Source organism: Kribbella sp. CCNWLW201, from assembly GCF_037203805.1.
Lineage (GTDB): Bacteria > Actinomycetota > Actinomycetes > Propionibacteriales > Kribbellaceae > Kribbella.
In genome coordinates this window covers 1-25,723 of record NZ_JBBCBQ010000020.1, presented here as the reverse complement: position 1 = coordinate 25,723, position 25,723 = coordinate 1, and the positions used below count along the sequence as shown (strand labels likewise).

Below are 25,723 nucleotides of genomic sequence, written 5' to 3'. Positions count from 1 at the left end.
ACCTTGTCGTGCCTTCGCGTCTGCGTTAATTTGTTTGGCTACCAGCCCAACTAATTCTAGGCCAAGAAATCCAGGAGAGCCATCGTGACTGGACCAGTGGGCGGCGCGACCAGCCGCCGGACGTTCATCTCCCTACTCGGCGCAGGTGCCGCGGCGGCCGCCGGTGGCGTCACGCTGACCGGATGCTCGGACGGAGACGGCGGGTCGTCGACCTCAGGCCGGGCCGAGACCGAGGACAAGCTGTCCGGACTGCTGCCGAAGTACATCGGGTACGAGTCGGTCAAGCCGGACCTGCCGGGTGAGAACGGCGCCGCCCCGGGCTTCACCAAGTACCCGGCCGAGTTGAAGCGCGCCGTCCCGGACAAGGCCGTCACCAGCGGCAAGGAAGTGTCCGCGATGACCCCGCTGTGGAGCCCGCCGCCGCCCGGGCTCGGCAACAACAGCTACTACGACGTGAACAACGAGCGGATCGGCGCGCCGGTCCGGTTCAACATCCTGAACGGCAACGACTACGGCGACAAGCTCGGCCCGATCCTTGCGGCCGGCAACGTGCCGGAGCTGCTCTGCATCCCGGGCTGGAACATCTCCGGGCTGACCCGGTTCGGCCAGGCCGTGGACAAGCTGTTCGAGGACCTGACGCCGTACCTGGCCGGGGACAAGGTGTCGGCGTACCCGATGCTCGCCAACCTGCCGACCAGGGCCTGGGCGTACGGCGTCTGGAACAACCAGCTCAAGGCGGTGCCGTTCCCCTCCGACGGCTTCCCCTGGATGATGATGTACCGCAAGGACATCTTCGACCAGGTCGGCGCGGAGCCGCCGAAGACTGCCGACGATCTGCTCGCGCTGGGCAAGCAGATGACCGACGCGAAGGCGAACCGGTGGGCCTTCGGTTCGGTCTCCGACGAGGTGATCCGCGCGTTCGGCGCGCCGGCCGGCTGGCGCAAGGAGCCCGACGGCAAGCTGGTCAACAAGATCGAGACGCCGGAGTTCGAGGAGGCGGTGGCCTTCGTCCGGAAGCTGTTCCAAGCCGGCTACGTGCATCCGGAGGTGGTTGGCAACGCGGCGGACGAGAACGCGCTGTTCGAGGGCGGCAAGCTGGTGATCCGCCAGAACGGGCTCGGCGGCTGGCAGGAGTCGCTGCAGCGACAGGCCACGGTCAACCCGAAGTACAACCCGCAGCCGGTGATGCCGTTCGCCCATGACGGCGGGACGCCGATCACCTGGGGCGGCGAGCCGGCCGGCATCTTCACCTTCGTGAAGAAGGGGCTCGGCGAGGCCCGGGTGAAGGAGCTGCTCGGCGTCCTCAACTACACGGCGGCGCCGTTCGGGACCGAGGAGAACCAGCTCTACATGTACGGCAAGGAAGGCACGCATTACACCAAGCAGCCTTCCGGTGCACCGAAGCTGACCCCGCTGGGGCAGAAGGAGGTGTCCCAGACGTACATCTTCCTCGGGGGCCGGCCGACGGCCATCACCCAGAGCGAGTACCCGGGGTACGTCGAGTCGATGAGCGCCTGGCAGAACGCTGCCGCCAAGGTCCAGCAGAAGAACCTCTTCGACGGGATCCGGGTCGAGCAGCCGGCCAAGATGGCGGCGCTGCACCAGCCGTTCGACGACGCGCTGCAGGACATCTTCCGCGGCCGGAAGCCGGTCAGCGAGCTGAAGACCGCGATCAAGCAGTGGCAGACGAACGGCGGCAACGAGGGCCGGGACTTCTACGCGAAGGTGCTCAGTGACAACGGTCGCTAAGAATCCTGTGAGGACGGCGCCGGCTGAAGCGAAGGGTCCGCCGGCGCCGCGACGGAAGCGTCCGCGAGGTGGAGCGAGCTGGCGGCATCGGTGGGCGCGGGACTGGCCGCTGCTGTTGATGGTGCTGCCGGTGGTCGTGCTGCTCGGGGTGTTCCACTACTTCCCGACGCTGGGCAATGTGATCGCGTTCCAGGACTACTCGCCGTACGTCGGGATCCGCGACAGTGAGTTCATCGGCTTCGCCAACTTCAGCCGGATGTTCTCCGAGCCGGCGTTCTGGCAGGCGGCGGTCAACACGCTGACGATCACCGCCGTCCAGTTGGTGTTCTTCTTCCCGATTCCGATCGCGCTGGCGTTGCTGCTGAACAGCGTGCTGTCGGCCAAGCTCCGCAACGTCATCCAGGGCATCGTGTACCTGCCGCACTTCTTCTCGTGGGTGCTGGTCGTGTCGCTGTTCCAGCAGATGATCGGCGGTGGCGGGCTGCTGGCGCAGTCGCTGCGGAACAACGGCTACGAGGCCGTCGATCTGATGACCAGGCCGGACACGTTCATCCTGCTGGTCACCGCGCAGTCGATCTGGAAGGACGCCGGCTGGGGGATGATCGTGTTCCTCGCGGCGTTGTCGACGATCAACCCGGCGCTCTACGAGGCGGCTGCGGCCGATGGTGCGAACCGCTGGCGCCGGCTGTGGCACATCACGCTTCCGGGACTGCGGCCGGTGATCGTGCTGCTGCTCATCCTGCGGCTGGGTGACGCGTTGACGGTCGGTTTCGAGCAGTTCATCCTGCAGCGCAGCGCGGTCGGCGCGGATGCCGCCGAGGTGCTCGACACGTATGTCTACTACCAGGGCCTGCTCGTCGGCGACTTCGGGTACGGCGCCGCCGCCGGCCTGTTCAAGGGTGTCGTCGGGCTCGTCCTGGTCCTGGTGGCCAACCGATTCGCTCACATGGTGGGCGAGCAGGGGGTGTATTCGCGCTCATGACGACAAAAGCCGTCTGGGAGGAAGAGCCGACCGCTGTCGGCCGGGTGGGCAAGCCGGTGGTGCTGGCCCTGATCGCACTCGCGGTCGCGTTTCCGTTGTACGTCGTGGTCGTCACGAGTCTGTCCAGCACCGAAGCCGTGACCCGGGCCGGCGGGCTGGTCGTCATACCGCGGGACCTGACGATCGCGGCGTACGTGCAACTGCTGTCGGGTGGGGTGGTCACGCGGGCCCTGGTGATCAGCGTGCTCATCACGTTGATCGGTACGGCGTTCAGTCTGTGGGTCACCGTGCTGGCGGCTTACGGGCTGTCCCGGCCGGGGTCACTGTTCCACCGGCCGTTGCTGTTCGTCGTCCTGCTGACGTTTCTGTTCGGGCCGGGCATCATCCCGAGCTACCTGCTGGTGAACTCGCTCGGGCTGATCGACAGCTACGCGTCGCTGATTCTGCCGACCGCGGTGTCGGCGTTCAACCTGATCGTGATGCGGGCGTTCTTCATGGCGATCCCGGCCGAGTTGATCGACAGTGCGCGGATCGACGGAGCGGGCGAGTTCGCGATCCTGAGCCGGATCGTGATGCCGCTGTCGAAGGCGGTCGTGGCCGTGGTCGGGCTGTTCTACGCGGTCGGCTACTGGAACGCGTTCTTCAACGCGCTGCTCTACCTGAACGACAACAACAAGTGGCCGTTGCAGATGGTGCTACGGACCCACATCGTCGAACAGCAGGCACTGCCCAGCGGCTCCGGCGGAGTGGCCACTGGCGTCGGCCTCGGATTGGCGCCTGCGCCTGGTCTGGCGATCAAGATGGCGATCGTGGTGATCGCGATCGTCCCGGTCCTGCTGATCTACCCGTTCATCCAACGCCACTTCACCAAGGGCGTCATCATCGGCGCGGTCAAGGGGTAAGCATGTCGCTCGCACGCAGAAGCTTCCTCAGTCTCACCACCGGCACAGCCATCGCCGCCACCACCTCCGCCACCGCCTCCGGCGCTGCGCCCGCTCTCCCACTTTCCGCCGCCGCGCCGGCGACCGCCGGCGCGGCGGCGCGCTACCGCTGGCGGAACGTGGAGATCGTCGGCGGCGGGTTCGTCACCGGGATCATCCACCATCCGCGGAAGCGCGGACTCGTCTATGCACGGACCGACATCGGGGGAGCCGCCCGGTTCGACAACCGCACCCAGCGGTGGGAGCAGTTGCTGCACTGGATCGGCTGGGACGAATGGAACTGGACGGGTGTCGAGAGTCTCGCCCTCGATCCGGCCGATCCTTCCCGGCTGTACCTTGCCGTCGGCACCTATACGAACGACTGGTCCCCGATCAACGCCGCGATCCTCCGCTCCTGCGACCAGGGCCGGACGTTCGAGCGGACCGACCTGCCGTTCAAACTCGGCGGCAACGAACCAGGTCGCTCGATGGGTGAGCGGTTGGTGGTCGATCCCAGCGACAGTCGTGTCCTGTTCCTCGGCACCCGGGGACACGGACTGTGGCGCAGCCCGGACCGTGGTGAGACGTGGGCGCGGGTCGAGGGATTCCCGGTGACCGGCACGGCCGGGATCGGCATCGGCTTCGTCTTCTTCGACCCTCGCAACGGCACGATCTACGCCGGCGTCGCGGACCCGGCGGTCGGCCTGTATCGCAGTACCGACAGCGGTTCGACCTGGGCGCCGGTCCCGGGACAGCCGACCGGGCTGTTGCCCCACCACGGCGAATTGGGGGCTGACGGCAATATCTATCTGACGTACGGCGACCGCCCCGGACCCTACGAGATGTACGACGGCGCCGTACACAAGCTGGACACCGCGACCGGGGTGTGGACCGACATCACCCCGTTGCGCCCGAACACCGGTGGTGAGGCCGGGTTCGGGTATGCCGGCCTGGCGACCGATCCACGGTGGCCGGGCACGGTGATGGTGTCGACGATGAGCCGGTGGGGGCCGGTCGACGACGTGTTCCGCTCGATCGACGGCGGGCAGACGTGGTATTCGATCGCTTCGAAAATCGAACTGGACACGTCGGGTTCGCCGTACCTGGACTTCCACGGGACGCCGAAGCTGGGCTGGATGATCGGGGACATCTCGATCGATCCGTTCGACTCGGACAAGGTGCTGTATGTCACCGGTGCGACGATCTTCGGCACCGACGACGTCACCGAGGCCGAGGCCGGCCGCAGTACGCACTGGTCGGTGCGGGCGCATGGGCTGGAGGAGACCGCCGTACTGGATCTGATCAGTCCGCCATGGGGACCGCCATTGATCAGTGCGCTGGGCGACATCGGCGTGTATCGGCACGCGCGGCTGGACGTCGTACCTCCGGATGGACAGGCGTCGAACCCGGTCAGCGGGACGTCGCCAAGTCTCGACTACGCGGCTCTCTCACCCGGCTTCGTCGTACGACTGGCGAATGCCAACGCCGGCGAGCGTGGAGCGTATTCGACCGACGCCGGGGTGTCGTGGCAGCCCTTCCTGGGTGAACCGGCCGGGATGACGCAGACGGGCCGGATCGCGGTGAGTGCCGACGCGAGAACGTTGCTGTGGGCACCGGGTGATGTCGTGCCGCACTACTCGCGCGACCGCGGTACCACGTGGACGATTGTCGACAATCTGCCCGTCAACGCGGCGATTGTCGGCGATCGAGTGGACCCGCGGTTGTTCTACGCGTTCGACAGCGCAACGGGTACGGCGTACGCGAGCACGAACGGTGGAGCCGCGTTCACGATCACCGCCACCGGGCTACCGACCGGGGCAGGGAAGTTGGAGACCGTGCTCGATCGGGCCGGGCATTGCTGGCTGGCGGCCGGTCCGGGCGGGCTGTATCGCTCGGTCGATCGCGGTCTGACGTTCTCGGCGGTGAGTTCAATCGAGGAGGCGTCCACGGTCGGCTTCGGCAAGGCGGCTCGTGGCGCTGCTGGGATGGCGGTCTACACGTCGGGCAAAGTGAACGGCGTCCGCGGGATCTTCCGCTCCGACGACAGCGGCGCGTCGTGGGTACGGGTGAACGACGACCGGCATCAGTACGCGTACACCGGTGAGGCGATCACCGGCGATCCCCGGGTCTACGGTCGCGTGTACATCTCGACCAACGGATTCGGAATCCCCTATGGAGAGCCGGCATGACGCGACTCTGGTACGGCGGGGACTACAACCCGGAGCAGTGGGATCCGTCGGTGTGGAAGGAGGACGTCGACCTGATGCGTCAGGCCGGCGTCAACCTCGTCACCGTCGGCGTCTTCTCCTGGTCGAGTCTCGAGCCGTCGCCGGGGGAGTACCAGTTCGGCTGGCTGGACCAGGTACTCGAGCTGCTGCACGACGGTGGCATCAGCGTCGACCTGGCCACCCCGACCGCATCGCCGCCGCCGTGGTTCAGCCGGCTGCATCCGGAGGCGTTGCCGGTGACGCCGGACGGCGTACGGCTGACGCACGGCAGCCGGGACACGTATTGCGCTTGTGCGCCGGCTTATCGCTCAGCGGCCGTCGGAATCGCACGTGTTTTGGTCGAGCGGTATCACGATCATCCGGCGCTGGCGCTGTGGCATGTCCACAATGAGTACGGGACGACGTGTCATTGCCCGTTGGCGGCCGAGCGTTTTCGGGAGTGGTTGCGGGCGCGCTATGGGTCGCTCGATCGATTGAACGCGGCGTGGACAACGGCTTTCTGGAGCCAGGGGTACGCCGATTGGCAGGACATTCAGCCACCCCGTCGGACCCAGTACTTGGTGAATCCGACGCAGTTCCTGGATTACCGGCGGTTTTGGTCCGACGAGTTGCTGGCGGCGTTCCTCGAGCAGAAGGCGGAGATCAGGGCACGGTCTGCGTTGCCGATCACCACGAACTTCGTCTTCGGCGGCTGGGTGCCGGTGAACCATGCGCAGTGGGCCGCCGCCGTCGATGTCGTTGCCATCGACCACTATCCGAGCCGGCCCGATATCGGTGCGGAGGAGCAGACCGCCTTCGGTGCCGATCTCGCCAGGTCGTGGGCCGATGGGAAGCCGTGGCTGTTGATGGAACAGGCGGCCGGGGCGATCAACGACGGGCAGCGGCTGCACGCGAAGGAGCCGGGCCGGATGGCGAGGCACAGTCTGTCGCATATCGCGCGCGGGTCCGATGGCGCGCTGTTCTTCCAGTGGCGGGCCTCGCGCGGTGGTGCGGAGATGTACCACTCGGCCCTGGTGCCGCACGCCGGGGCGTCCTCGCGGGTGTTCCGAGAGGTCGCAGCTTTGGGATCGGTGTTGCCCCGGCTGGAAGAGGTTGCTGATAGCAAGGTCGTCGCCGACGTTGCTGTTCTGTGGGATGTCGAATGCTGGTGGGCGATGCAGGGGACGCATCTGCCGTCCTCCTCGCTGGACTATCTGGCGGCTGTGCAGGACGCCCATCGGCATTTCTGGCGCGCGGGAGTGACCGTCGACTTCGCGGCTCCGTCGGCGGACTTGTCGTCGTACAAGCTGGTCGTGGTGCCGTCGTTATACCTCACCAGCGATGAGGCGGCTACGTCGCTCACGGCGTACGTCGAGGGTGGCGGGCAGTTGGTGGTCGGGTACTTCAGCGGGATCGTCGACCCCGACCTACAGGTGCGGCTCGGTGGGTATCCGGGCGCCTTCAGGTCGCTGCTCGGCGTACGGGTGGAGGAGTTTCACCCACTGCCCGCCGACGCGGTGGTGGAGTTGTCGTCCGGCGGACAGGGCCGGCTGTGGAGCGAGGACGTCGAGGCGGTGTCGGCCGAGGTAGTCGACCGGTACGTCGGGGGAGTGCTCGACGGGAAGCCGGCGATCACCCGTCGTCAGGTCGGAGCCGGGACCGCCTGGTACGTCTCGACCTCGGTCGACTTCGAGACACCTGCAGGGATCTTCGGTCTTTCGCCATCGGCTGTGGAAACAGTGCGTCGGCGGGCGGGCGACACCACGTGGACCTTCTTGTTCAACCACGGCGACGCGGACGTCGTCGTACCCGCTGATGGGGTTGAACTGACCGAGGGTGTGACGATCGACGGTGAGTTGTCGCTTTCGGGTGGCGGCTATGCCGTGGTGAGGTCGCCGTGAGGGGCCTGGCAGGTGCTGCCGCGAGCGGTGAGCTTCGGCGGGAGCAGAGTCAGCTCGGGTACGCCGCCGCCCTCGAGCTTGGTGATCAGGGACTCGACCGCCTGCTCGCCGATCCGCTCGGCCGGGATGGTGACGGACGACAGCTGCGGCACCTGCCGCTCGGCGACGTCGTCCGCGCAGATCGCCATCAGCGACATGTCATCGGGGACACGGCGTCCGAGTCGCCGCAGGACGTCGAGCAGTGGGCCGATGATCGGCTCGTTCTGCACCACGAGCCCGGTGATGTCCGGGTGGTCGCGCAGCAGTTGCTCGACGGTGCCGAGAATCGCGTCGAAGGTGTGCTCACACGGGGTCTCGACGCCGAGCACGCCACGGCGGTCGGCGGCTTCCACGAATCCGGTCAGCGTGCGTTGGGCGAAGCCGGTCTGGCGTTCGTACACCGCGGACGGCGTACCGAGCAAGGCGAGCGAACGGTGGCCGAGGTCGGCCAGGTGGTCGACGCAATGGGCGCCCGCGGCAACGAAGTCGAGGTCGATACAGGTCAGCCGGTCGGCATCGGCCGGGTATCCGATCAGGACCGACGGCATCGGCAGCTCGCGCAGCACCGGCACCCGCTCGTCGTGCAGCTCGACGTCCATCACGACCAGCGCGTCCACCAGCGAGCTCTGCGCGACCCGCTCCAGTCCTTCCGGCCCTTCGTCAGCGGTCAGCAGCAGTACGTCGTGATCGAACCGGCGGGCCGTGGTCACGACCGCGGCGGCGAACTGCATCATCACCGGGACGTGCATGCCGGTGCGCAGCGGGATCACCAGCGCGAGCACATTGGACCGCTGGCTGGCGAGCGCGCGGGCACTGGCGTTCGGCCGGTAGCCGAGCGCGCGGACGCTGCGCTGGACGCGGTCGCGGGTGTCGGTGGAGATCGACCGCTTCCCGCTGAGTACGTAGGAGACCGTGCTGGCCGCGACCCCGGCATGCCGGGCGACGTCCGCGATCGTGACCATCGTGGGTTCTCCTGTCCTGGTGGTGTGTCTACCCTGTCATACCCCAGTCGAAGCGCTTCGACTCGGAGGCAACAGCGTCGAGTCGAGTAATCCCCTGTGTCAAGTCCCTGCATCTCAACGCCCAAGGATGAGAGGAACAGAAATGACCAGATGGTGGAGAGCGGCAATTGCAGTGCTGACAGTACTCGCGGCGGGCCTGGTGGCCGCCGTACCCGCACAAGCGGCGGCGTGGTCGTCGTCGGACAAGTGGGGCACCTGGTCCAACGGCGGCTACACGGTCCGCAACGACGTCTGGGGCAGCGGTGCCGGCCCGCAGACGATCTGGGCCAACTCCTACAGCAACTGGGGTGTCTGGGCCGACCACCCGAACACTGGCGGTGTGAAGTCGTACCCGCACTCGGCCCGCTACATCGGCAAACGGGTCAGCGCCATCGGCACCCTGACCAGCAACTTCAACGTGTCCCGGCCGGGAAGTGGTGCGTATGCGACGACGTACGACATCTGGGCCGACAACAACGCCTACGAAATCATGCTGTGGATGAACAAGCAGGGCGCTGTCGGTCCGATCGGCTCCTGGCAGGCCAGCGCCACCGTCGGCGGCCACACCTGGGACGTCTACCGCGGCAGCAACGGTGCGAACGCGGTCTTCTCCTTCATCCGCACGTCCAACACCAACGCCGGCTCGGTCGACATCAAAGCCGTCCTGAACTGGATCCGCGGCCGCGGCTGGATGGGTGACGCCACCCTGAGCGAGGTCCAGTTCGGCTTCGAGATCACCTCGTCGTCCGGCGGCCTCAACTTCGCTTCCAACTCCTACTCCGTCAGCTCCTCCTGACCAGACCGGGGGCTCCTCAGGGAGCCCCCACCTGGTGGCAGAATCGCCGCTCGTGGATATCGACGTGGTCATCGCGGGTGCCGGGCCCACTGGGTTGATGCTGGCTGGAGAGTTGCGGCTGGCTGGGGTTCGGGTGGTGGTGCTGGAGCGGCACGGACAGCTCCGGGAAACCGCGAAGGCCAACGGGATCGCCGGGCAGATCCTGGAGTTGCTGCGGCACCGCGGGCTGCTGGACCTGCTGAAAGACGCCAGCACGAACCCTAGCCCGCCTCCCCAGTTCCCGTTCGGCGGTATGGACATCGACTTCAGGGGTCTGGCGAACCCGCCGCTGGAGGCGGTGCAGATCCCGCAGGCGCGACTCGAGCGCCTGCTCGAAGAACGTGCCGGCGAACTCGGCGCCGACGTACGGCGCGGCCACGAGGTGCTCGGCTTCGACCAGGACGACGCCGCGGTGACGGTGGACGTGCAGGGGCCGGACGGGCCGTACCAGGTGACCGCCCGCTACCTCGTCGGCTGCGACGGACCGCGCAGCCGGGTTCGTGAGCTGGCCGGCATCGGATTCCCGGGCACGGTGTATCCGGAGGTCAACCGGCTCGGTCAGGTCGCGTTGCACGAATCGGTGACCAGGCTCGGCAGCGGTGACCTCGACGTCCCCGGGCTCGGCACGGTCAAAGCCGGATTCACTCGTTCGGACCGCGGTGTCTTCGGGTGGGGAGCGCTCACGCCTGAGCTCCTGATGATCTACACCGCCGAGGACGAGAGCATCGAGTACGACGACGACGTGCCGATGACCCTGGACGAGCTCCAGGACAGCGTCCGCCGGGTGCTCGGTGGGGATCTGCCGCTGGGAGAACCTCAGCGGCTGTCGCGCTTCACCTTCAAGGCTCGGCAGGCCGAGCGCTATCGCGAGGGACGAGTGCTGGTGGCCGGCGATGCGGCTCATCTCTTCCCCGCCACGGGTGTGGCAATGAACGCCGGCATGCTCGATGCGGTCAACCTGGCGTGGAAGCTGGGCGCGGCGGTCCACGGTTGGGCTCCGGACGGCCTGCTGGACAGCTATCACGACGAGCGTCATCTCGCCGGCGCACGGACGTTGTTGCACACCCGAGCTCAGGTTGCGTTGCGGCGCGGGCTCGACCCGGCCGCCGACGCGCTGCGGGAAGTCTTCAAGGAACTGCTCACCGACGAGCAGCCCTTGCGCCGGCTCGGAGGCATGGTCGCCGGCTCCGACATCCGCTACCCGGTTCCCGGTCCGGGCGAGCATGCGTTGACCGGCACGTTCGCTCCGGCAGTCGGCGGCGCGGAACTCCTGCACGCGGCTCGGCCCGTCCTCCTCGTCCTGGCCGACCGCCCTGAGCTCCACGAGGCCGCGCAGGGCTGGAAGGACCGCCTCGACATCCACACCGTCGAAGTCGACGACCGCCAAGCTGACGCCATCCTCGTTCGCCCGGACGCCCGGATCGCCTGGGCTGCAGCCATCGACGAACCCGCCGACGTCAGCGCGCCCGCACTGCGCGAAGCGCTCGCCACCTGGTTCGGCCCGCCGCAGACCTAGGAGTGCGGCTCAGGGTGATGCCGAGCAGGACCAGGGCCAAGCCGATGAGTTGTTCCAGTGTGAGGACCTCGCCGGACAGAGTCGTTCCCAGGAGTACGCCGGTGACCGGGTTGAGGAGGCCGATCAGGCCGACTGTGGTGGCGGGGAGGTGGCGGAGGCCGGTGAACCAGGCGGTGAACGCCAGAGCGGTCGCGATCAGGCCGACGTACGCGAACCCGACGAAGGCCGGCAGGTCTATGGCTGGCGGGGCGCCTTCGATCAAGACGGCGAAGGGGATGAGGGCCAGGCCGCCCGCGGTGAGCTGCCAGGCGGTGGTGGCCAGCGGGCTGGCGGCTCGGCCCCATTTCTTGGTGAGGACGTAGCCGCAGGAAGACATGAGCAGGGCGGCGATCGAGGCTGCTACGCCGCGGAGGTCCACCGTCGACGTTCCCGCGCCGAGCATCAGCCAGACGCCGGCCAGACCTGCCGCGGCACCGGTGATGACGGGCAAGGTCGGGCGCTCGGCGAGCAGGGCCCACGCGAAAAGGGCCATGGTCACTGGGGAGGCGGACATGATCGTCGAGGCGAGACTGACCGGCAGGAGTTGGGCGGCGACATAGATCAGCGCGAAGAAGGCGCTCATGTTGCAGATGCCGAGCACCGCTGATCGCCACCACCAGGCGCCGCGAGGGAGGCGGCGAGCGATGCACAGCAACAGCAATCCGGCGGGCAGGGCGCGGAAGACGGCGCCGTACAGGGGATGACCGGCCGGCAGGTACTCGTGGGTGACGAAGTAGTTCGTGCCCCAGGCGATCGGAGCGATCGCGGTGACGAGCACCCAGCGGAAGGTATTTTCCATGGAAACTATTATATCTTCCTGGGAAGATATGCTGTCCGGGTGACCGAAGACCACGTGGCGCGGATCCAGGCGGAGTGGCGGATCGAGCGGCCGGATGTCGACACCAGTCCGCAGGGAGTGATCGGCCGGCTGCATCGGGTTGCGAATCATCTGACTGGTGAGTTGACGCTGCTCTATGCGAAGTACGGGCTGACCGAGGGGGAGTTCGACGTACTCGCCGCCTTGCGCCGGGCCGGTGCGCCGTACGAGCGGGCGCCCGGGGAGATCGCGCTGCACACGATGGTGACGACCGGTGCGGTGACCAAGCGGGTGGATCGGCTCGAGCAGGCCGGTCTGGTGGAGCGGAGGCGAAGTGATGCCGACGGTCGCGGGCGCGTTGTTCGGCTGACGCCGGCCGGGCGTCGGCTGTTCGACCAGGCGTTCACGGCCCACATGGCCAACGAGCGGCGACTTCTCGGAGCGCTGACTCCGGAAGAGGCCGCTCAGTTGGAGAAGTTGCTCACCACCTGGCTCGGCGTCCTGGAGCCTCCCAACTCCTGACATATACCGGTCTAGACATTTTTTCGCCGATGATGCAACTTTCCGGCGTGCTCGCGACATCTATACCTGCGACGGCCACTGGGGTGTGGAGTCGTTGCGGCGCGCAACTGGGGGGCGCCGGTCGTGATCGGCCGAGGGGAAACGGGCGGGAATGAGTACTGTGCAGGAGTTCGCCGATACCGAGATCGCGGTGATCGTGCCCTGCTACAACGAGGTTGTTGCGGTGGGCAAGGTCGTCGCCGAGCTCCGGGCGGCACTGCCGTCGGCGAGCATCTACGTGTACGACAACAACTCGACCGACGAGACCGCCGCCGTGGCCAGGGCCGCCGGCGCGATCGTCCGGCACGAGTCGAGGAAGGGCAAGGGCAACGTCGTACGGCGTGCCTTCGCCGACGTCGACGCGGACGTCTACCTGCTGATCGACGGTGACGACACGTACGACGCCTCGCGCGCGGCCGATCTGGTCCGAGTGCTACTCGACGGGCCGTATGACCACGTCGTCGGCGTACGCAAGCACTCGAATGTCGCCGCCTACCGGCCCGGGCACACGTTCGGCAACCGGGTGCTCACCGGTGCCGCCGGGACCCTGTTCGGCCGCGAGATCACCGACATGCTCAGCGGCTACCGGGCGTTCTCGCGGCGGTATGTGAAGTCCTTCCCGGCCCTGTCCCGCGAGTTCGAGATCGAGACCGAGCTGACCATCCACTCACTGCACCTGCGGATCCCGGTGGCGGAGATCCCGGTCGGCTACAAGGAGCGGCCGACCGGTGGTGAGAGCAAGCTGCGCACGTACCGCGACGGAATGCGCATCCTCCACTGGATCCTCAGCGTCACCCGGCTGGAACGGCCCACGCTGTTCCACGGTGTGATCGCCGGATCGCTCGGGCTGGTGTCGCTGATTCTCGGCCTGCCCGTCGTACTGGAGTATCTGGACACCGGGCTGGTGCCGCGCTTCCCGACCGCCATCCTGGCCTCGACGATCGGTCTCATCGCCATCGTGACGCTGACGTTGGGCTACCTGCTCGACGCCAGCGGACGCAGCCGGCAGGAGGCGGCCCGGCTGGCGTACCTCCGGCAGTCGGCGCCGCACCAGATCGACGCGATGGAGTCACAGGAAGTCCAGCAGGTTGTCTGAGGCGACGCCCCGCACGCGGTTCCGGCGGCGATGGTGGTACCCGATTCCGGCCGCGGCGGTGGCGGCGGCCGCTGCCTTCGTGGTCAGCGGAATCATCCGCGGTACGTATCCGTTCGGAGACAGGCCGCGGAACACCAACGATCTCGGTCAGCAGTTCATCCCGATGCACGCGCACCTGCGGGACCTCCTGACCGGCCACGCGTCCGGCGATCTCCTCTTCAACTGGTCCAGCGGGTTCGGGGTCCCGTTCCTCGGTGACTTCATGGCGTACGTCGGGACGAGTCTGTCGTGGCTGGTTCTGCTCTTCCCGCGGGACCGGATCGACCTGGCGCTGTTCGTGATCGCCACGGCCGCGATGGCGCTCGGGGCCGCCGCGATGACGGCGTACCTTCGGTTCCTCCGCCCCGGGCCGGGCTGGCTGGCCGCGGCCGCCGGGGTCTCGTACGCCTTGTGCGGGTGGGCGATCGACGACGCGACGTACATGACCGAATGGCTGAACGGCATGATCGCCTTCCCGGTGATCTGCCTGCTCTGCGAATGGATCCTGCGGCGGCGATCGATCCCGTCGATGATCGTCACACCGTTCGTCGTCGCGCTGCTGTGGGTGTCGCACTTCTACACGGTCTACATGGCGACGCTCGGCGCGGCCATCGTCGTGGTCGCGCGGTTGCTGACGTACGACGGAAGCTGGCGGCATCGCCTCGCCGGCGGACTGCGCTGCGCGATTGCTGTCGCGATCGGGATCGGACTGTCCGCACCGCTGCTGGTGCCGACGTTCCGGGCCGTGGGTGCGGCGCGGCCGAGTCCGAAGTCGGCGTTCGAGCCGATCAGCTGGCTGGACTTCCTGTCCCGCCTGCTCGCCGGATCCGAAGGCGTCGGGACCACACCGGGCCTCGCGGTGGGCACGCTGATGCTGCTGCTGGCGGTCAGCCTCCCGTTCAACCGTGCGGTCGCGACCCGGGAGCGAATCGTGTGGACCGCGATGGTGGTGCTGACCGTGGTGAGCATGCAGGTCCGGCTGACCCATGAGGTCTGGCACGGGTTCGATTCACCGAACGGCAGTCCGTTCCGGCAGGCGTTCGTGATCGCGGGGATGCTGGTGATCGCCGGCTGGCTCTCACTCGCGTCCGGCGTACGCAACCTCCTCGCCGTCGCGGCACCGCTCGGAATCCTTGCCGTCTTGTACTTCCTGGCGTACGACGTTCGCACTGTCACAGCCACCACTCACGTCGTCGTACCTGTGGTTGCCGCCGTGGCAGTGCTCGGGTGGTTTCTCGCCCACCGGCGACCGGCGGTGTCGAGGTGGGTTCGTGGTGGCGCCGCCGCGTTGCTGGTGGGTGCTGTGTTGGTCGAGACCACGGTGTCGGCCGCTGCCATCGATCAGGCCCGGGCGAAGATCCTGGGTGCCTCTGCTCCCTGGGGAGACCGGCAGGACCAGGCCCGCTCGCTGGTCGGGTCTGCGCTCGACTGGCCCGGGCAGCGGGTGTCTCCGGGCGCGACCACCACGGTGAACGATCCGATGCTGATCGGCGGCCAGGGATCGGAGTACTACTCGAGCACCATCCCGAACGACCTCTCGAAGGCGCTGCTCGGACTGGGATTCGGATACAGCTCCTACGGGCGGGCAACGATCGATCCGAAGAATCCGGTGGTCGACGCGGTGTTCGCCATCGGGGCCCGGGTGGTCTCGGATGGGGATGACCCGCGGTCCGGCGAGCTTCGGCTGGAGAAGCGCTCGGTGGGTCCGCTGGTCTCGATGCGGCCGGGCAAGACCTGGACCTCGACCGACCCCGGCCCGTTCGGGCGGCAGGAAACCGCGCTCGGGACCAACGTTTACGCCGTACCGAAAGTGAAGGCCGTGGCTGGTCCCGGTGTCAGTGTGTCCGATCGGCGTGCGGGTCAAATGCTGATCGTCACGCTGCCTGACGCCGCGACCCCGGCCGAGGTGCGGCTCACCGCGTCGTGCCGAGCCGGTGCGGAGATCTGGCTGGACGCGGCGTCGTTCGTGGGTGAAGTGCTGATTCCCGGCGCCGGCTGGCAATCCGTGCTCAAGCCGAACGCGAAACGGCCGGGCGTCTACACCGGCGCGCCGATGCTGCGGGTCGGAACCGTTGGCACCGATGGTGTCGTCGACGTCCCGCTCCGGGTGACCGGTCAGGCCCGACTGCGGGCCGCGCCGATCGGCTGCCTGGAACCCGATCGGCTGACTGCGGCCATCGACCAGCTCAACCAGAATCGTCCGGCCGGCGTCGATGTCGGCGGTCACAGCATCGACGTCCGGCTCAACCCGGGAACCGCGGGAACCGTGGCCCTTGGTGTGCTGCGGATTCCGGGATGGCGGTGCGCGATCGACGACGGTCCGGCCCGTAGGCCGGCCGAGGTCGCGGGCGTGATGGCGGTGCGGGTGGACGACAAGGCGACCAAGGTGTCCTGCGACTACCGGCCGGCGGGTGCTCGCGCCGGCCTGGCCGTGGGAGCGGCCGCCCTGATCACCCTGGTCGGGGTGGCAGGAGTGCTCGTCCTGTTGCGCCGCAGGAAACTCACGACCGGCTGAAGTGCTTCTCCGGGTTGGGGGAGGCCTGGAGGAGCAGCTTCGTGTAGTCGTGTTGCGGGTCGAGGATGACCTGGTCGGACGGGCCGCGTTCGACGATCTGGCCGCGGTGCATGACCATGATCTCGTCGGAGAAGTGCCGGGCGGTGGCGAGATCGTGCGTGATGTAGAGGACGCCCAGGTTCTCCTCGCGCTGCAGGTCCGACAGCAGGTTGAGGACGCCGAGCCGGATCGACACGTCCAGCATCGACACCGGCTCGTCGGCGATCAGGATGCCCGGTCCGGGAGCCAGCGCCCGAGCGATCGCGACCCGCTGCCGCTGACCGCCGGACAACTCGTGCGGCCGCCGCTTGGCCATCACCTCGGCCGGCGTCAGCTGAGCCCGCTCCAACAGCTCGCGTACGCCGTCCTTCCCCTTCCCGTGGAGCTGCAACGGCCGGGCCAGGTGATGCTCGATCGAGTGATAGGGATTCAACGACGCAAAGGGATCTTGAAAGACCATTTGCACCGTACGGCGATACTCGCGCGAGCGTCGTACCGGCGAACCGTCCAGCAGGATCTGACCCGAGGTGGGACGTTCCAGCTGCAGCAGCAACTTGGCGATGGTCGACTTCCCGCTGCCGCGGCGCGCGGTGCTTGGGCATGACGCGGTCCTCCGGTGGAAAAAGAATGGGGTGGGCGGACGGACGGAAATCATTTGACTGGACCGGTTCAGTTCAGTGAACGGGACAGTACTGGACCGGTTCAGTGACGACAAGACCAAAAGTCCGGTAAGTTTCGGGAACGTGACCTGAGGGAGGTACGGATGGCACGGGTGACGATCCGGGAGATCGCCCGGCGGGCAGGGGTGTCGAAGGGGGCCGTCTCGTACGCGCTGAACGGCCAGCCCGGGGTGTCGGAGGAGACACGGGCCCGGGTGCTGAAGGTCGCCGAGGAGCTCGAGTGGGTGCCGAATCCGGTGGCCCGGCAGCTGTCGGTCGCGCGCAGCGAGACGTTCGGGCTGATCCTGGCCCGGCCGGCCCAGACGCTCAGTGAAGAGCCGTTCTACATGGCCTTCGTCGGCGGACTCGAAGGAGTCCTGAGCGAGCGGTCGTACGCGCTGGCGCTGCGGACCGTCCCGGGGTCGGAGGAAGAACTCGCGGCGTACCGGAAATGGTCCAGGGAAAAACGCGTCGACGGGGTGGTCGTGGTCGACATCAAGGCCGACGACCCGCGCATTCCGTTGCTGAAGGAGCTCGGCCTGCCGACCGTCCTGGTCGGCGACCCGTCCCTGTCCGAGGGACTGACCTGCGTCTGGACGGACAGTACGACGGCCATGGGTGAAGCGGTCGACCATGTCGCGGAGCTCGGTCACCGGCACGTCGCCCGGGTCGCCGGTCCGCCCGACCACGGGCATGTCTGGATTCGCGACCAGGCGTTCGCCGCGGCCACCCGTCGTACCGGCCTGACCGCGGAGGTCGTGCACACCGACTTCTCCGGTGATCAGGGCGCGAGCGCGACCCGGCAGTTGATGTCGTCCGCGACGCCGCCGACCGCGATCATCTACGACAACGACCTGATGGCGGTCGCCGGCCTGTCGACACTCGGCAACCTCGGCGTGCGCTGTCCGGACGAGGTGACGCTGATCGCCTGGGACGACTCGGCCCTCTGCCGGATCACCCACCCGACCCTGACCGCGATGAGCCACGACGTCGTCGGGTACGGCGCCGAAGTCGCGACCCGCCTCTTCGACCTCCTCGAGGGCGCCGAGCCGGCCGCCCACCTCTACTCCACCCCAAAACTCCAGACCCGCCAGAGCTCCGGACCACCTCGCAGGTGAATTGCCTGATCGGTGCCACCTTGAGAAGCCACCGACCATTTCGGGGGCGGATTCATGGTTGGTGAGTTCCCAAGGTCGGGTTTCCGCGGCACCGGTGAAGGCCCGGTTGACCGAGCTCCGAGAGGTGGCGCTGGAGGAGCTCGAGGCCGCCCGCCTGGCCGCGCTCGAACGGCGCGTACCGAAGGACGGGTAGTAGCCGCCGGAGCCTGGCCCGCTTCCGCATGGCATCCGGGGGAGAACCGGGATTGAGGCGGATACCACCCGTTCTTCGGTACCGGATGCGTATGGTTGGGCCGTGCTGGAGTGCCGGGTTCTGGGGCCCGTCGGGGTAACAGTCGACGGTGTCCCGGTGGAGGTTGGCGGGGCGCTGCCGCGGCGGTTGGTGGCCGCGTTGGCGCTGGCCGACGGGATGGCGGTGTCCGACGACCGGCTCGCGCAGGCGATGTGGGACGACCAGCCGCCGGCGAAGGCGGCCGCGGCGATGCAGGCGTACGTCTCCCGGATCCGTTCCGCGCTCGGCCCGTCGTACCGGGACCGGCTGGGCCGTACGCCGGCCGGCTACTTCCTGCACGCCGACGAGATCGACGTACGGCGCTTTGCCACTTTGATCGAGGCGGCACGGGCCCAACTGGCCGCGGACAGGCCGGAGTCGGCCCGGTCACAACTGACCGAGGCGCTCGGGTTGTGGCGTGGTGAGCCCTATCCGGAGATCGCGGCCGATGCCGAGCGCGGGCGGCTGAACGAACTGCGCGAGGTCGCGCTCGAAGGTCTGGCCGAGGCGCGACTCGGCAGTGATGACGCGGCCGAGGCGGTCGTGCAGCTGGAGCAGCTGGTGCGTGAACAACCGCTACGGGAGCACCGCTGGGCGTTGCTCGTCCTCGGTCTCTATCGTTGCGATCGGCAAGGAGATGCGCTGGCGACCTTGCGGAAGGTCCGCGAGTTGCTGGCCGATCAGCTCGGGGTCGATCCGGGTCCTGAGTTGCGGGAGCTGGAGCGTCAGGTGCTCGCGCATGATCCGCGACTACAGCGAGCCGGGCCACCACGCGTCGTACGGCCCGTGCCCATTCGGTGCCCGCTCACGTCATTCCTGGGGCGGGACGCCGAGATCGAGGCTTTGCGGCAGCGGCTCGGCGAGCATCGGCTGGTGAATCTGGTTGGGCCTGCGGGCGTCGGGAAGACGCGGCTGATGGTGGAGTTCCTGTCGTCGGTGCAGGTTGATCCGTGGGTTGCGCGGCTGGCCGACGTACCGGATGGTTCGGGGGTGGCTGCGGCGGTCGCGGATGCGATCGGGCTGGTGATGAATGAGAGCATCGTGGATGCGATCGGTGCTGCGCCGGCCTTGCTGGTGCTGGACAACTGTGAGCACGTTATCGACGCAGCGGCCTCGCTGGCCGCCGAGCTGACGCAAAGCTGCCCGGGTCTGCGCATCCTGGCGACCAGTCGTGAACCGCTCGGTGTGGACGGCGAGATCACCATTCCGGTCGAACCATTGGGATCGGCGTCAGCGGTCGAGTTGCTGGTTGATCGTGTGCGTGCGGTTCGGCCCGGTTGGGATCCGTCGTCAGGTGAGCTGCAGGCGGCGGAGCGGGTTGCGGCCGCGCTGGATGGGTTGCCGTTGGCAATCGAGTTGGCGGCGGCGCGGGCACGGGTGCTCGGGTTGGGGGAGATCGCGGACCGGCTGGACGACCGGTTCGCGCTGCTCGGGTCCGTGCCGCGTGGTTCGCTCGGCAGGCACGACACACTCGAGGCCGCGATCGGCTGGAGTGTCGACCTGCTCGATCCGGCAGATCGCGCGCTGCTGCTCAAGCTCTGGGCCTTCGAGGGCGGGTTCACGCTCGAGGCCGCCGAGACGATCTGGCCGGGCAGTCGTCCCGCGGTGCTGGAATCCCTGTCCGCATTGGTGACCCGCTCGGTCGTCATCGCCGACACCAGCACCGAGCCGACCCGATACCTCCTCCTGGAGAGCATCCGCGCGTACTGCCGCAACCTCGACCCGGACCCCGCCGAGACCCGCGCACTACAGGCCAAGTGGGTCCACCTACTGGCCGAGCGCTGCGCCGTCTCCGTCCGCGGCTTCCAGGCCGGATCCTTCATCCGGATGATGAGCCGCGAGCTGCCGAACCTCCGCGCCGGCTTCGCCCACGACCTCGTCAACGACCCGAGCGCGGCGCTCCGCACCGCGGTCGAACTCGGCGTCTACCTCTATCGCGGCGTCCACCACCGCGAAGCGATGCAGATGCTCCAAGCCGCCCTCGACGCTGCCCCCGCCGCGTCGGCGCTCGACCGCGCTCGCGCTCTCAACTCCTTGACCGCACTCACCTACTTCTCCGGCGATCTACCTGGTACGGCGGACCTCGTGCAGGTCGTGGTCGATCTCCTCCCGGAGATCCCGCAGGACGTCGTACCTCGTGACTACGCGGAGACCCTGTTCTTCATCGCCGTCGGATGTGCCGTCACCGGCCAACCCGAGCTGACTACGCGGGTCACCGGCCAGCTGCTCGAGTACTGCGAGAGGCACGGCCTGGATGTGATGGTCCCGGCCGCGCAGTCGGTGCGGACCGTCGCGCTGCTGAAGGCCGCGCAGGACGCCGAGAGCATGCTGCGGTACGCCGACGAGCTGCAGCGGACCAGTCGCGGCTGGAACAACGGGTGGGCGAACCTGGTCGTCGGCGAGCTCTACCTCGTGCACCCCAAATTGGCGCCGGATTCCGGTGAGCGAGCCCTTGCCGCATTGCGGGTCGCGCTCACGCGGTTCCTGCATCACGAGGACTACCCGTATGCGCTGAACGCGTTGCGGATCGGTGCGTTGGCGCTGGCCCGGGTCGGGCGGCCGCTCGACGATGCGGCTCGGCTGCTGGCCGCCGTACAGGTTCATGCGGATCGGCTCGGGTTGCGGACGCCTGGGCTGTATCTGCCCGGTGAGCCGTGGGTCGAGGAGGCGCTGGGCGTCGTACCGGCTGAGGTCGAGCTGTCCTGGAACGCGATGGTCGCGCTGCTCGCGGACTGATGCAAGCCGGCTGCAAGCGGCTGTCGGCAGCCTCAGAGCATGGAATTCGTGACCGGGGCCGGCGGACGCCGGCTGGATCACGTCCGGCGCGGGCGGGGTGCGCCGCTGTTGCTGATCCAGGGGATGGCCGGGCATCACGAGCTGTGGGGCGAGAAGTTCCTGGGGTTGCTGGCGGAGCGGTTCGAGATCGTCGCGTACGACCATCGGGGGGTCGGACGCGGCGATCGGGTGGACGAGCCGTTCACCGTGGCGGACCTGGCCGACGACGCGGCGGCGGTGATCGCGTCGGTGGGATGGACCGACGCGCACGTCTTCGGGATCTCGCTCGGCGGGATGGTCGCCCAGGAGCTGGTACTGCGTCATCCGTCGAAGGTCAGGTCCGTCGCGCTGGGGTGTACCTGGGCCGGGGGAGCGGGCGGCGTGATTTCGGAGACGTCGCGGCGGATGGTGGACGCGATCGCGACCCGGGACGTGGAGCACGGGCTGCGGACGACGTTCGAGGCGAACCTGTCCTCTCGGTACGCGGCCCGGGTTCCGGGGGCGATGGAGATCTATCGTCGCCGGGCACTCGCGGTGAAGGTGCCGGTGCCCGTCGTACTGATGCAGTGGGAGGCGGCGCAGTCCCACGACACGTCGGGTCGGCTGCAGGAGGTCGCCGTACCGGCGCTGATCCTGCACGGGACGGCGGACGCGAGCATTCCGGTGCTGAACGCGCACCGGTTGGCCGAGCTGATACCGGCCGCGAAAGTCGAACTGTTCGACGGCGCCGGGCATCTGTTCTGGTGGGAGGATCCGGACCGCGCCGCCGCGTTGGTAACCTGCGGTGGTCGTCGGTCGAGCGGATAGGAGATGATGCCCCCCGTGACCGGACCACGTAGCCAGGACGCGCAGGACCGGCTGACCCCGTCGGAGGCCGACCCGTCCGTCGCCGGCCTGACGGTGGGGCTCGGTGGGCCCACTGGGCGGTTCGCCCGGCTGAGCTCGTCCTGGTGGACGCCGCTGCGGATCGCGCTGGCGGTGTGCACGGTCACGTTCGCGCTCGGCGTACTGCAGAAGGCGCCGTGTATGGAGGCCGGCTGGGACCGGCAGAGTTGGCGGCCGTTCAAGGCGCTGTGCTACTCCGACGTCGGATTCCTGTACCAGGAGCGCGGGTTCGCCGAGGGCAACCGGCCGTTCCTCGACACGGGCAACTACCCGGTGCTCGAGTACCCGGTGCTGACCGGCGGGTTCATGGAGGCCGCGGCCCGGATCACCTGGGTGATCACCGGCGACCCGAAGAAGGACCTGACCGTCGAGGAGAAGCGCGACACCGCGGGCGTCTTCTTCCTGGTCAACGTGGTGATGCTTTTCCTGTGCGCGCTGGTCATCGTCGGTCTGACCGTCGCTACCGCGCGTGGTGTCGAGAAACGTCCGGGCGCGGCGCGTGGGCAGCCGCTGGACGCGCTGTACGTCGCCGCCGCGCCAGTGCTCGCGCTGACGTCGACGATCAACTGGGACCTGTTCGCAGTGGCATTGACGGCCGGTGCGATGTTCGCCTGGTCGCGGGGCCGGCCGATCTGGTTCGGCATCCTGCTCGGGCTGGGTACGGCGGCCAAGTTCTACCCGTTCCTGTTGCTCGGGCCGCTGCTGATCGTGTGCATCCGGGGCCGGAAGCTCTGGCCGTGGTTCCAGGCCACGGTCGCCGCGATCGTCGCGTGGGGCCTGGTGAACGCGCCGATCTACCTGCTGGCGAAGAACGAGTGGATGTCGTTCTGGACGTTCAACGACCAGCGGGAGAGCGACTACGGCTCGATCTGGTACGTGCTGAAGCTGGCCAAACACGAGGTCGCGGACGTCAACCAGCTCAACATCGTGATCTTCGCCGGGCTGTGCCTGTCGATCGCGATTCTCGGCCTGATGGCGCCACGGCCGCCCAGATTCGCGCAGCTCGCGTTCCTCGTCGTGGCTGCGTTCCTGCTGATCAACAAGGTCTACTCACCGCAGTACGTGCTGTGGCTGCTGCCGCTGGTGGCATTGGCCCGGCCGCGGTTGCGGGACTGGCTGATCTGGCAAGCGTGCGAGTGCTTCTACTGGATGCTGGTGTGGATGCATCTGGCCCAGTTCCTGGCGCCCGGGAATCCGGAACAGCCGGACCGGATCTACTGGCTGTCGGTGATCCTGCGGATGGCCGGGACGCTCTGGCTGATGCTGGTGGTGTCGCGCGACATCCTGCTGCCGGAGAACGATCCGGTGCGCCAGGGTGACGTGGTCGACGATCCGAGCGACGGGGTCAAATCCGACGCCCGTGCACTGGCGCCCGCTTAGAGGTTGAGCTTCGAGACGTCGAGGTTGCCGCCGCTGACGACGGAGGCGGTCGTGCCTGTGAGTTCGATGCTGCCTTCGAGCAGGGCGGCGAAGGGTGCGGCCGCAGCTGGTTCGAGGGCGAGCTTGGTGCGGGACATCACCAGGCGGGTCGCTTCCAGGAGCGACTCTTCACTCACGCGTACGACGTGGTCGACGTACTGCTGGATGAGCGGGAAGTTGCGCGTGCCGCAGACCGGCGCGGCCAGGCCGTCGGCGATGGATCGGGCGGTCGGCAGCTTCTGCGGTGCGCCCGCCGCGAGGCTGCGGCTGACGACGTCGGCCTGTTCGGGCTCGATGCCGATCACCCGGATCTCGGGCTTGACGAGCTTCACGGCCAGGGCGACGCCGGAGATGAGTCCGCCACCGCCCACCGGGACCAGGACCGTGTCGATGTCCGGCCGTTCCACGAGGAGCTCCAGGCCGAGGCTGCCATGCCCGGTGATCACGTCCTCGTCGTCGAACGGGTGGACGCCGGTCAGCTTCCGCTCGTCCCGGATCCGCTCGTACTGCGCGATCAGGTCACCTTCCACGAGTTCGACGGTGGCGCCATACCCGCGGGCCGCGTCGATCTTCGCCGGTACGGCGGTCGTCGCCATCACCACCGTGGCCGGTACGCCGGCGTTCCGGGCGGCCCAGGCGAGGGCGCCGGCCGCGTTCCCGGCCGAGACGGTGACGACACCGCGGTCGCGCTCCTCGGCGCTGAGCCGGAGCAACTTGGTGAGCAGGCCGCGGACCTTGAAACTGCCGGTCTTCTGGAACAGCTCGGCCTTGAGCAGGATCGTGCTCCCGAAGCGTTCGTCCAGGGCGCTCGAGGTCAGGATCGGAGTCCGGTGGATGCGGCCTTCGAGCTGGTCGGCGGCCTGCTGGATGTCCTCGAGCGTCGGCATGGTTCCGACTCTATTTGTCTACTAACTGGATAGACATACTCTCGTATAGCGAGACGCGGTCCAGACCGGTCGAATCCAGGCCTAGCGTTTCCGTCATGAGGCCGACCCTGACAGTGATCGTTGATCCCGCCGACCGCTGGATGAGCCGGGCCGCCTGTATCGGTCAGGCCCCTGCCTACGACGAGACGGCGACGCCCTGGGAGCAGCGCAAGGCCCGCCAGCTCTGCCTGACCGAGTGCCCGGTGCTGGCGGAGTGCCGCGAGTGGGCCCGCCGGACCAGGTTCACAGGAACCGCCGCCGGCGAGACCCTTCTCTACGGCCGCCGCCGCGGCCACCCGGAGAAGGCGGCAGGCTAGAGGCGCTTGGCGACCGCGGCTGCGAGCTTCTCGTTGGCTTCCGGGAACTCCGGGAGGAACAGGTAGGGCTCGATGAGCTCCAGCTCCATCAACAGGAAGCGGCCGTTGACGACCACGCCGTCGACGCGGGCATACAGGGGCGCGCGACCGGCCTCGGCCAGGGCTGCCTGAGCGCGCTCGAGCACGGCCGGAGTCGGCTCGGTGACGGTCGCTTCGCCACCGAACATCATCTGGACCCGGTAGTCACCAGCTGCCGGGCGCTTGACGACGGCGTGGGTGAACTCGCCGTCGATGAACATGAGCGACCACTCGCCCTCGGTCACGATCTCGGACACGAACGGCTGGACCAGGTACACCGTGTCCGGGAGGTCGTCCATCGCCCGGCTCAGCTCGTCGGACCCGGCCACGCCGCGGACGGTGTGACGGGCGGAGGCGCTCACCGTGGGCTTGATGACGATCTCCTGGCCGTCGAGCCCGGCGACCACCTCGCGCAGGCACGCGCCGGCCGCGATCTGCGACGGCACGATCGCAACCCCGCGCTCGCGCAGCTCGACCAGGTACCGCTTGTCGCCGTTCCACCGGACCAGGCCGCTGTCGTTGAACACTGGTACGCCGGCTTTGTCGACCAGGCTGAGCCATTCGGTGAACTCGCCGTACCGGACGTGGTAGTCCCAGACCGAGCGCAGCAGGACGGCGTCGTACGCCGACCAGTCGACGGACGGGTCGGTCCACACCTCGGCGACCGGGTCCAGACCGGTGGCGCGGAGTGCGTCGACGAGGGGGAAGTCGTGCTCGTGCAACTCGGGATGGGCGGCCGAGGTCGCGAGGGCGATGCGTTTCGTCACGCCGCTCAGTGTTGGCGGGCAGTTGGTGGCGAGTCAAACTGCTTTAGGGCGCTCGGGTCGTGACGCACAGTTAGCGGGCTGGAGGATCTACGCTCGTGCTGTGGCTACTCGTGTGCTCGTGGTGGACGACGACCCGACTGTTTCGAACGTGGTTTCGGCATACCTGACCAAGGCGGGGTACGACGCCCGCGTGGTCGCCGACGGTGTCGCGGCGGTCGAGGTGTGGCAGCAGTGGAAGCCGTCGGTCGTCGT

At 68.1% G+C, this 25,723-nt stretch carries 21 protein-coding genes; 16 read left to right on the top strand and 5 right to left on the bottom strand.

The genetic code is table 11. The features are described from left to right. Positions 1 to 84: 84 nt before the first annotated feature. From V9K99_RS42295 to V9K99_RS42275, 5 genes are all read left to right on the top strand, one after another. On the top strand, positions 85 to 1,749 hold the full coding sequence (locus V9K99_RS42295; protein WP_337012513.1) for an ABC transporter substrate-binding protein: 1,665 nt from the start codon (positions 85 to 87) through the stop codon (positions 1,747 to 1,749). A 118-nt stretch (positions 1,750 to 1,867) separates the two neighbouring features. Further along, positions 1,868 to 2,731: an ABC transporter permease gene (locus V9K99_RS42290; protein ID WP_337012511.1), complete on the top strand. Its 864-nt coding sequence runs from the start codon at positions 1,868 to 1,870 to the stop codon at positions 2,729 to 2,731. Continuing rightward, complete coding sequence (locus V9K99_RS42285) at positions 2,728 to 3,633, top strand: carbohydrate ABC transporter permease (protein ID WP_337012509.1); 906 nt, start codon at positions 2,728 to 2,730, stop codon at positions 3,631 to 3,633. Before V9K99_RS42290 ends, V9K99_RS42285 begins: the two co-directional genes overlap by 4 nt. Before the next feature lie 2 nt (positions 3,634 to 3,635). Continuing rightward, positions 3,636 to 5,840, top strand: coding sequence for a carbohydrate-binding protein (locus tag V9K99_RS42280; RefSeq protein ID WP_337012507.1), 2,205 nt, complete (start codon positions 3,636 to 3,638; stop codon positions 5,838 to 5,840). Then, positions 5,837 to 7,759 (top strand): beta-galactosidase, encoded by a 1,923-nt coding sequence (locus V9K99_RS42275; RefSeq protein WP_337012505.1) that lies wholly within the window; start codon positions 5,837 to 5,839, stop codon positions 7,757 to 7,759. Before V9K99_RS42280 ends, V9K99_RS42275 begins: the two co-directional genes overlap by 4 nt. Here V9K99_RS42275 and V9K99_RS42270 read toward each other — a convergent pair. Further along, positions 7,735 to 8,760 (bottom strand): LacI family DNA-binding transcriptional regulator, encoded by a 1,026-nt coding sequence (locus V9K99_RS42270; RefSeq protein ID WP_337012503.1) that lies wholly within the window; start codon positions 8,758 to 8,760, stop codon positions 7,735 to 7,737. The two genes, V9K99_RS42275 and V9K99_RS42270, sit on opposite strands and share 25 nt — an antisense overlap. 142 nt (positions 8,761 to 8,902) lie before the next feature. Here V9K99_RS42270 and V9K99_RS42265 point away from each other — a divergent pair, with 142 nt between their 5' ends. Continuing rightward, positions 8,903 to 9,595 carry a glycoside hydrolase family 12 protein gene (locus V9K99_RS42265; RefSeq protein ID WP_337012502.1) on the top strand — a complete coding sequence of 231 codons (693 nt, stop codon included), beginning with the start codon at positions 8,903 to 8,905 and terminating at the stop codon, positions 9,593 to 9,595. A gap of 34 nt (positions 9,596 to 9,629) precedes the next feature. Continuing rightward, entirely contained in the window at positions 9,630 to 11,150 is a 1,521-nt protein-coding gene (locus V9K99_RS42260) for an FAD-dependent monooxygenase (RefSeq protein ID WP_337012500.1), read from the top strand. Here the strand turns inward: V9K99_RS42260 and V9K99_RS42255 are convergent. Further along, a complete protein-coding gene (locus V9K99_RS42255) occupies positions 11,092 to 11,988 on the bottom strand; it encodes an EamA family transporter (RefSeq protein ID WP_337012498.1) in 897 nt (298 codons plus the stop codon). The two genes, V9K99_RS42260 and V9K99_RS42255, sit on opposite strands and share 59 nt — an antisense overlap. A gap of 39 nt (positions 11,989 to 12,027) precedes the next feature. Here V9K99_RS42255 and V9K99_RS42250 point away from each other — a divergent pair, with 39 nt between their 5' ends. From V9K99_RS42250 to V9K99_RS42240, 3 genes are all read left to right on the top strand, one after another. Then, entirely contained in the window at positions 12,028 to 12,528 is a 501-nt protein-coding gene (locus V9K99_RS42250; RefSeq protein ID WP_337012496.1) for a MarR family winged helix-turn-helix transcriptional regulator, read from the top strand. A gap of 151 nt (positions 12,529 to 12,679) precedes the next feature. Further along, on the top strand, positions 12,680 to 13,663 hold the full coding sequence (locus tag V9K99_RS42245) for a glycosyltransferase (protein WP_337012494.1): 984 nt from the start codon (positions 12,680 to 12,682) through the stop codon (positions 13,661 to 13,663). After that, complete coding sequence (locus V9K99_RS42240; protein WP_337012492.1) at positions 13,656 to 16,217, top strand: YfhO family protein; 2,562 nt, start codon at positions 13,656 to 13,658, stop codon at positions 16,215 to 16,217. The genes V9K99_RS42245 and V9K99_RS42240 overlap by 8 nt, the downstream gene beginning before the upstream one ends. Here V9K99_RS42240 and V9K99_RS42235 read toward each other — a convergent pair. Then, positions 16,204 to 16,911 (bottom strand): ABC transporter ATP-binding protein, encoded by a 708-nt coding sequence (locus V9K99_RS42235; RefSeq protein ID WP_337012490.1) that lies wholly within the window; start codon positions 16,909 to 16,911, stop codon positions 16,204 to 16,206. The two genes, V9K99_RS42240 and V9K99_RS42235, sit on opposite strands and share 14 nt — an antisense overlap. Before the next feature lie 108 nt (positions 16,912 to 17,019). Here V9K99_RS42235 and V9K99_RS42230 point away from each other — a divergent pair, with 108 nt between their 5' ends. The 5 genes from V9K99_RS42230 (at position 17,020) to V9K99_RS42210 (ending at position 23,344) form a co-directional block, all read left to right on the top strand. Beyond that, the gene (locus tag V9K99_RS42230) at positions 17,020 to 18,033 is read left to right on the top strand and encodes a LacI family DNA-binding transcriptional regulator (protein WP_337012488.1); all 1,014 of its coding nucleotides are present in this window, start codon (positions 17,020 to 17,022) and stop codon (positions 18,031 to 18,033) included. Between the two features lie 61 nt (positions 18,034 to 18,094). Further along, positions 18,095 to 18,226, top strand: a complete 132-nt coding sequence (locus V9K99_RS42225) for a hypothetical protein (protein ID WP_337012486.1) — start codon at positions 18,095 to 18,097, stop codon at positions 18,224 to 18,226. A gap of 156 nt (positions 18,227 to 18,382) precedes the next feature. Then, positions 18,383 to 21,040, top strand: coding sequence for an ATP-binding protein (locus tag V9K99_RS42220; RefSeq protein ID WP_337012484.1), 2,658 nt, complete (start codon positions 18,383 to 18,385; stop codon positions 21,038 to 21,040). 39 nt (positions 21,041 to 21,079) lie between these two features. Further along, on the top strand, positions 21,080 to 21,886 hold the full coding sequence (locus V9K99_RS42215; protein WP_337012482.1) for an alpha/beta fold hydrolase: 807 nt from the start codon (positions 21,080 to 21,082) through the stop codon (positions 21,884 to 21,886). Positions 21,887 to 21,892: 6 nt separating this feature from the next. Further along, the gene (locus V9K99_RS42210; protein ID WP_337012557.1) at positions 21,893 to 23,344 is read left to right on the top strand and encodes a glycosyltransferase family 87 protein; all 1,452 of its coding nucleotides are present in this window, start codon (positions 21,893 to 21,895) and stop codon (positions 23,342 to 23,344) included. Here V9K99_RS42210 and V9K99_RS42205 read toward each other — a convergent pair. Then, positions 23,341 to 24,270, bottom strand: a complete 930-nt coding sequence (locus tag V9K99_RS42205) for a threonine/serine dehydratase (RefSeq protein WP_337012480.1) — start codon at positions 24,268 to 24,270, stop codon at positions 23,341 to 23,343. The two genes, V9K99_RS42210 and V9K99_RS42205, sit on opposite strands and share 4 nt — an antisense overlap. A 95-nt stretch (positions 24,271 to 24,365) precedes the next feature. On the opposite strand from V9K99_RS42205, the gene V9K99_RS42200 reads away from it, so the two are divergent. Next, positions 24,366 to 24,626 (top strand): WhiB family transcriptional regulator, encoded by a 261-nt coding sequence (locus V9K99_RS42200; protein WP_337012478.1) that lies wholly within the window; start codon positions 24,366 to 24,368, stop codon positions 24,624 to 24,626. Here V9K99_RS42200 and V9K99_RS42195 read toward each other — a convergent pair. Continuing rightward, positions 24,623 to 25,471, bottom strand: coding sequence for an ATP-grasp domain-containing protein (locus tag V9K99_RS42195; protein WP_337012476.1), 849 nt, complete (start codon positions 25,469 to 25,471; stop codon positions 24,623 to 24,625). The two genes, V9K99_RS42200 and V9K99_RS42195, sit on opposite strands and share 4 nt — an antisense overlap. Positions 25,472 to 25,723: the final 252 nt, after the last annotated feature.

What these genes read in the sequence shown, in the direction of transcription:
- V9K99_RS42270 (WP_337012503.1), bottom strand. Translation starts at nt 8,760, where the DNA reads ATGGTCACGATCGCGGACGTCGCCCGGCATGCCGGGGTCGCGGCCAGC.
- V9K99_RS42205 (WP_337012480.1), bottom strand. Translation starts at nt 24,270, where the DNA reads ATGCCGACGCTCGAGGACATCCAGCAGGCCGCCGACCAGCTCGAAGGC.
- V9K99_RS42235 (WP_337012490.1), bottom strand. Translation starts at nt 16,911, where the DNA reads ATGATTTCCGTCCGTCCGCCCACCCCATTCTTTTTCCACCGGAGGACC.
- V9K99_RS42290 (WP_337012511.1), top strand. Translation starts at nt 1,868, where the DNA reads ATGGTGCTGCCGGTGGTCGTGCTGCTCGGGGTGTTCCACTACTTCCCG.
- V9K99_RS42265 (WP_337012502.1), top strand. Translation starts at nt 8,903, where the DNA reads ATGACCAGATGGTGGAGAGCGGCAATTGCAGTGCTGACAGTACTCGCG.
- V9K99_RS42285 (WP_337012509.1), top strand. Translation starts at nt 2,728, where the DNA reads ATGACGACAAAAGCCGTCTGGGAGGAAGAGCCGACCGCTGTCGGCCGG.
- V9K99_RS42210 (WP_337012557.1), top strand. Translation starts at nt 21,893, where the DNA reads ATGCCCCCCGTGACCGGACCACGTAGCCAGGACGCGCAGGACCGGCTG.
- V9K99_RS42255 (WP_337012498.1), bottom strand. Translation starts at nt 11,988, where the DNA reads ATGGAAAATACCTTCCGCTGGGTGCTCGTCACCGCGATCGCTCCGATC.
- V9K99_RS42245 (WP_337012494.1), top strand. Translation starts at nt 12,680, where the DNA reads ATGAGTACTGTGCAGGAGTTCGCCGATACCGAGATCGCGGTGATCGTG.
- V9K99_RS42230 (WP_337012488.1), top strand. Translation starts at nt 17,020, where the DNA reads ATGGCACGGGTGACGATCCGGGAGATCGCCCGGCGGGCAGGGGTGTCG.
- V9K99_RS42215 (WP_337012482.1), top strand. Translation starts at nt 21,080, where the DNA reads ATGGAATTCGTGACCGGGGCCGGCGGACGCCGGCTGGATCACGTCCGG.
- V9K99_RS42280 (WP_337012507.1), top strand. Translation starts at nt 3,636, where the DNA reads ATGTCGCTCGCACGCAGAAGCTTCCTCAGTCTCACCACCGGCACAGCC.
- V9K99_RS42275 (WP_337012505.1), top strand. Translation starts at nt 5,837, where the DNA reads ATGACGCGACTCTGGTACGGCGGGGACTACAACCCGGAGCAGTGGGAT.
- V9K99_RS42200 (WP_337012478.1), top strand. Translation starts at nt 24,366, where the DNA reads ATGAGGCCGACCCTGACAGTGATCGTTGATCCCGCCGACCGCTGGATG.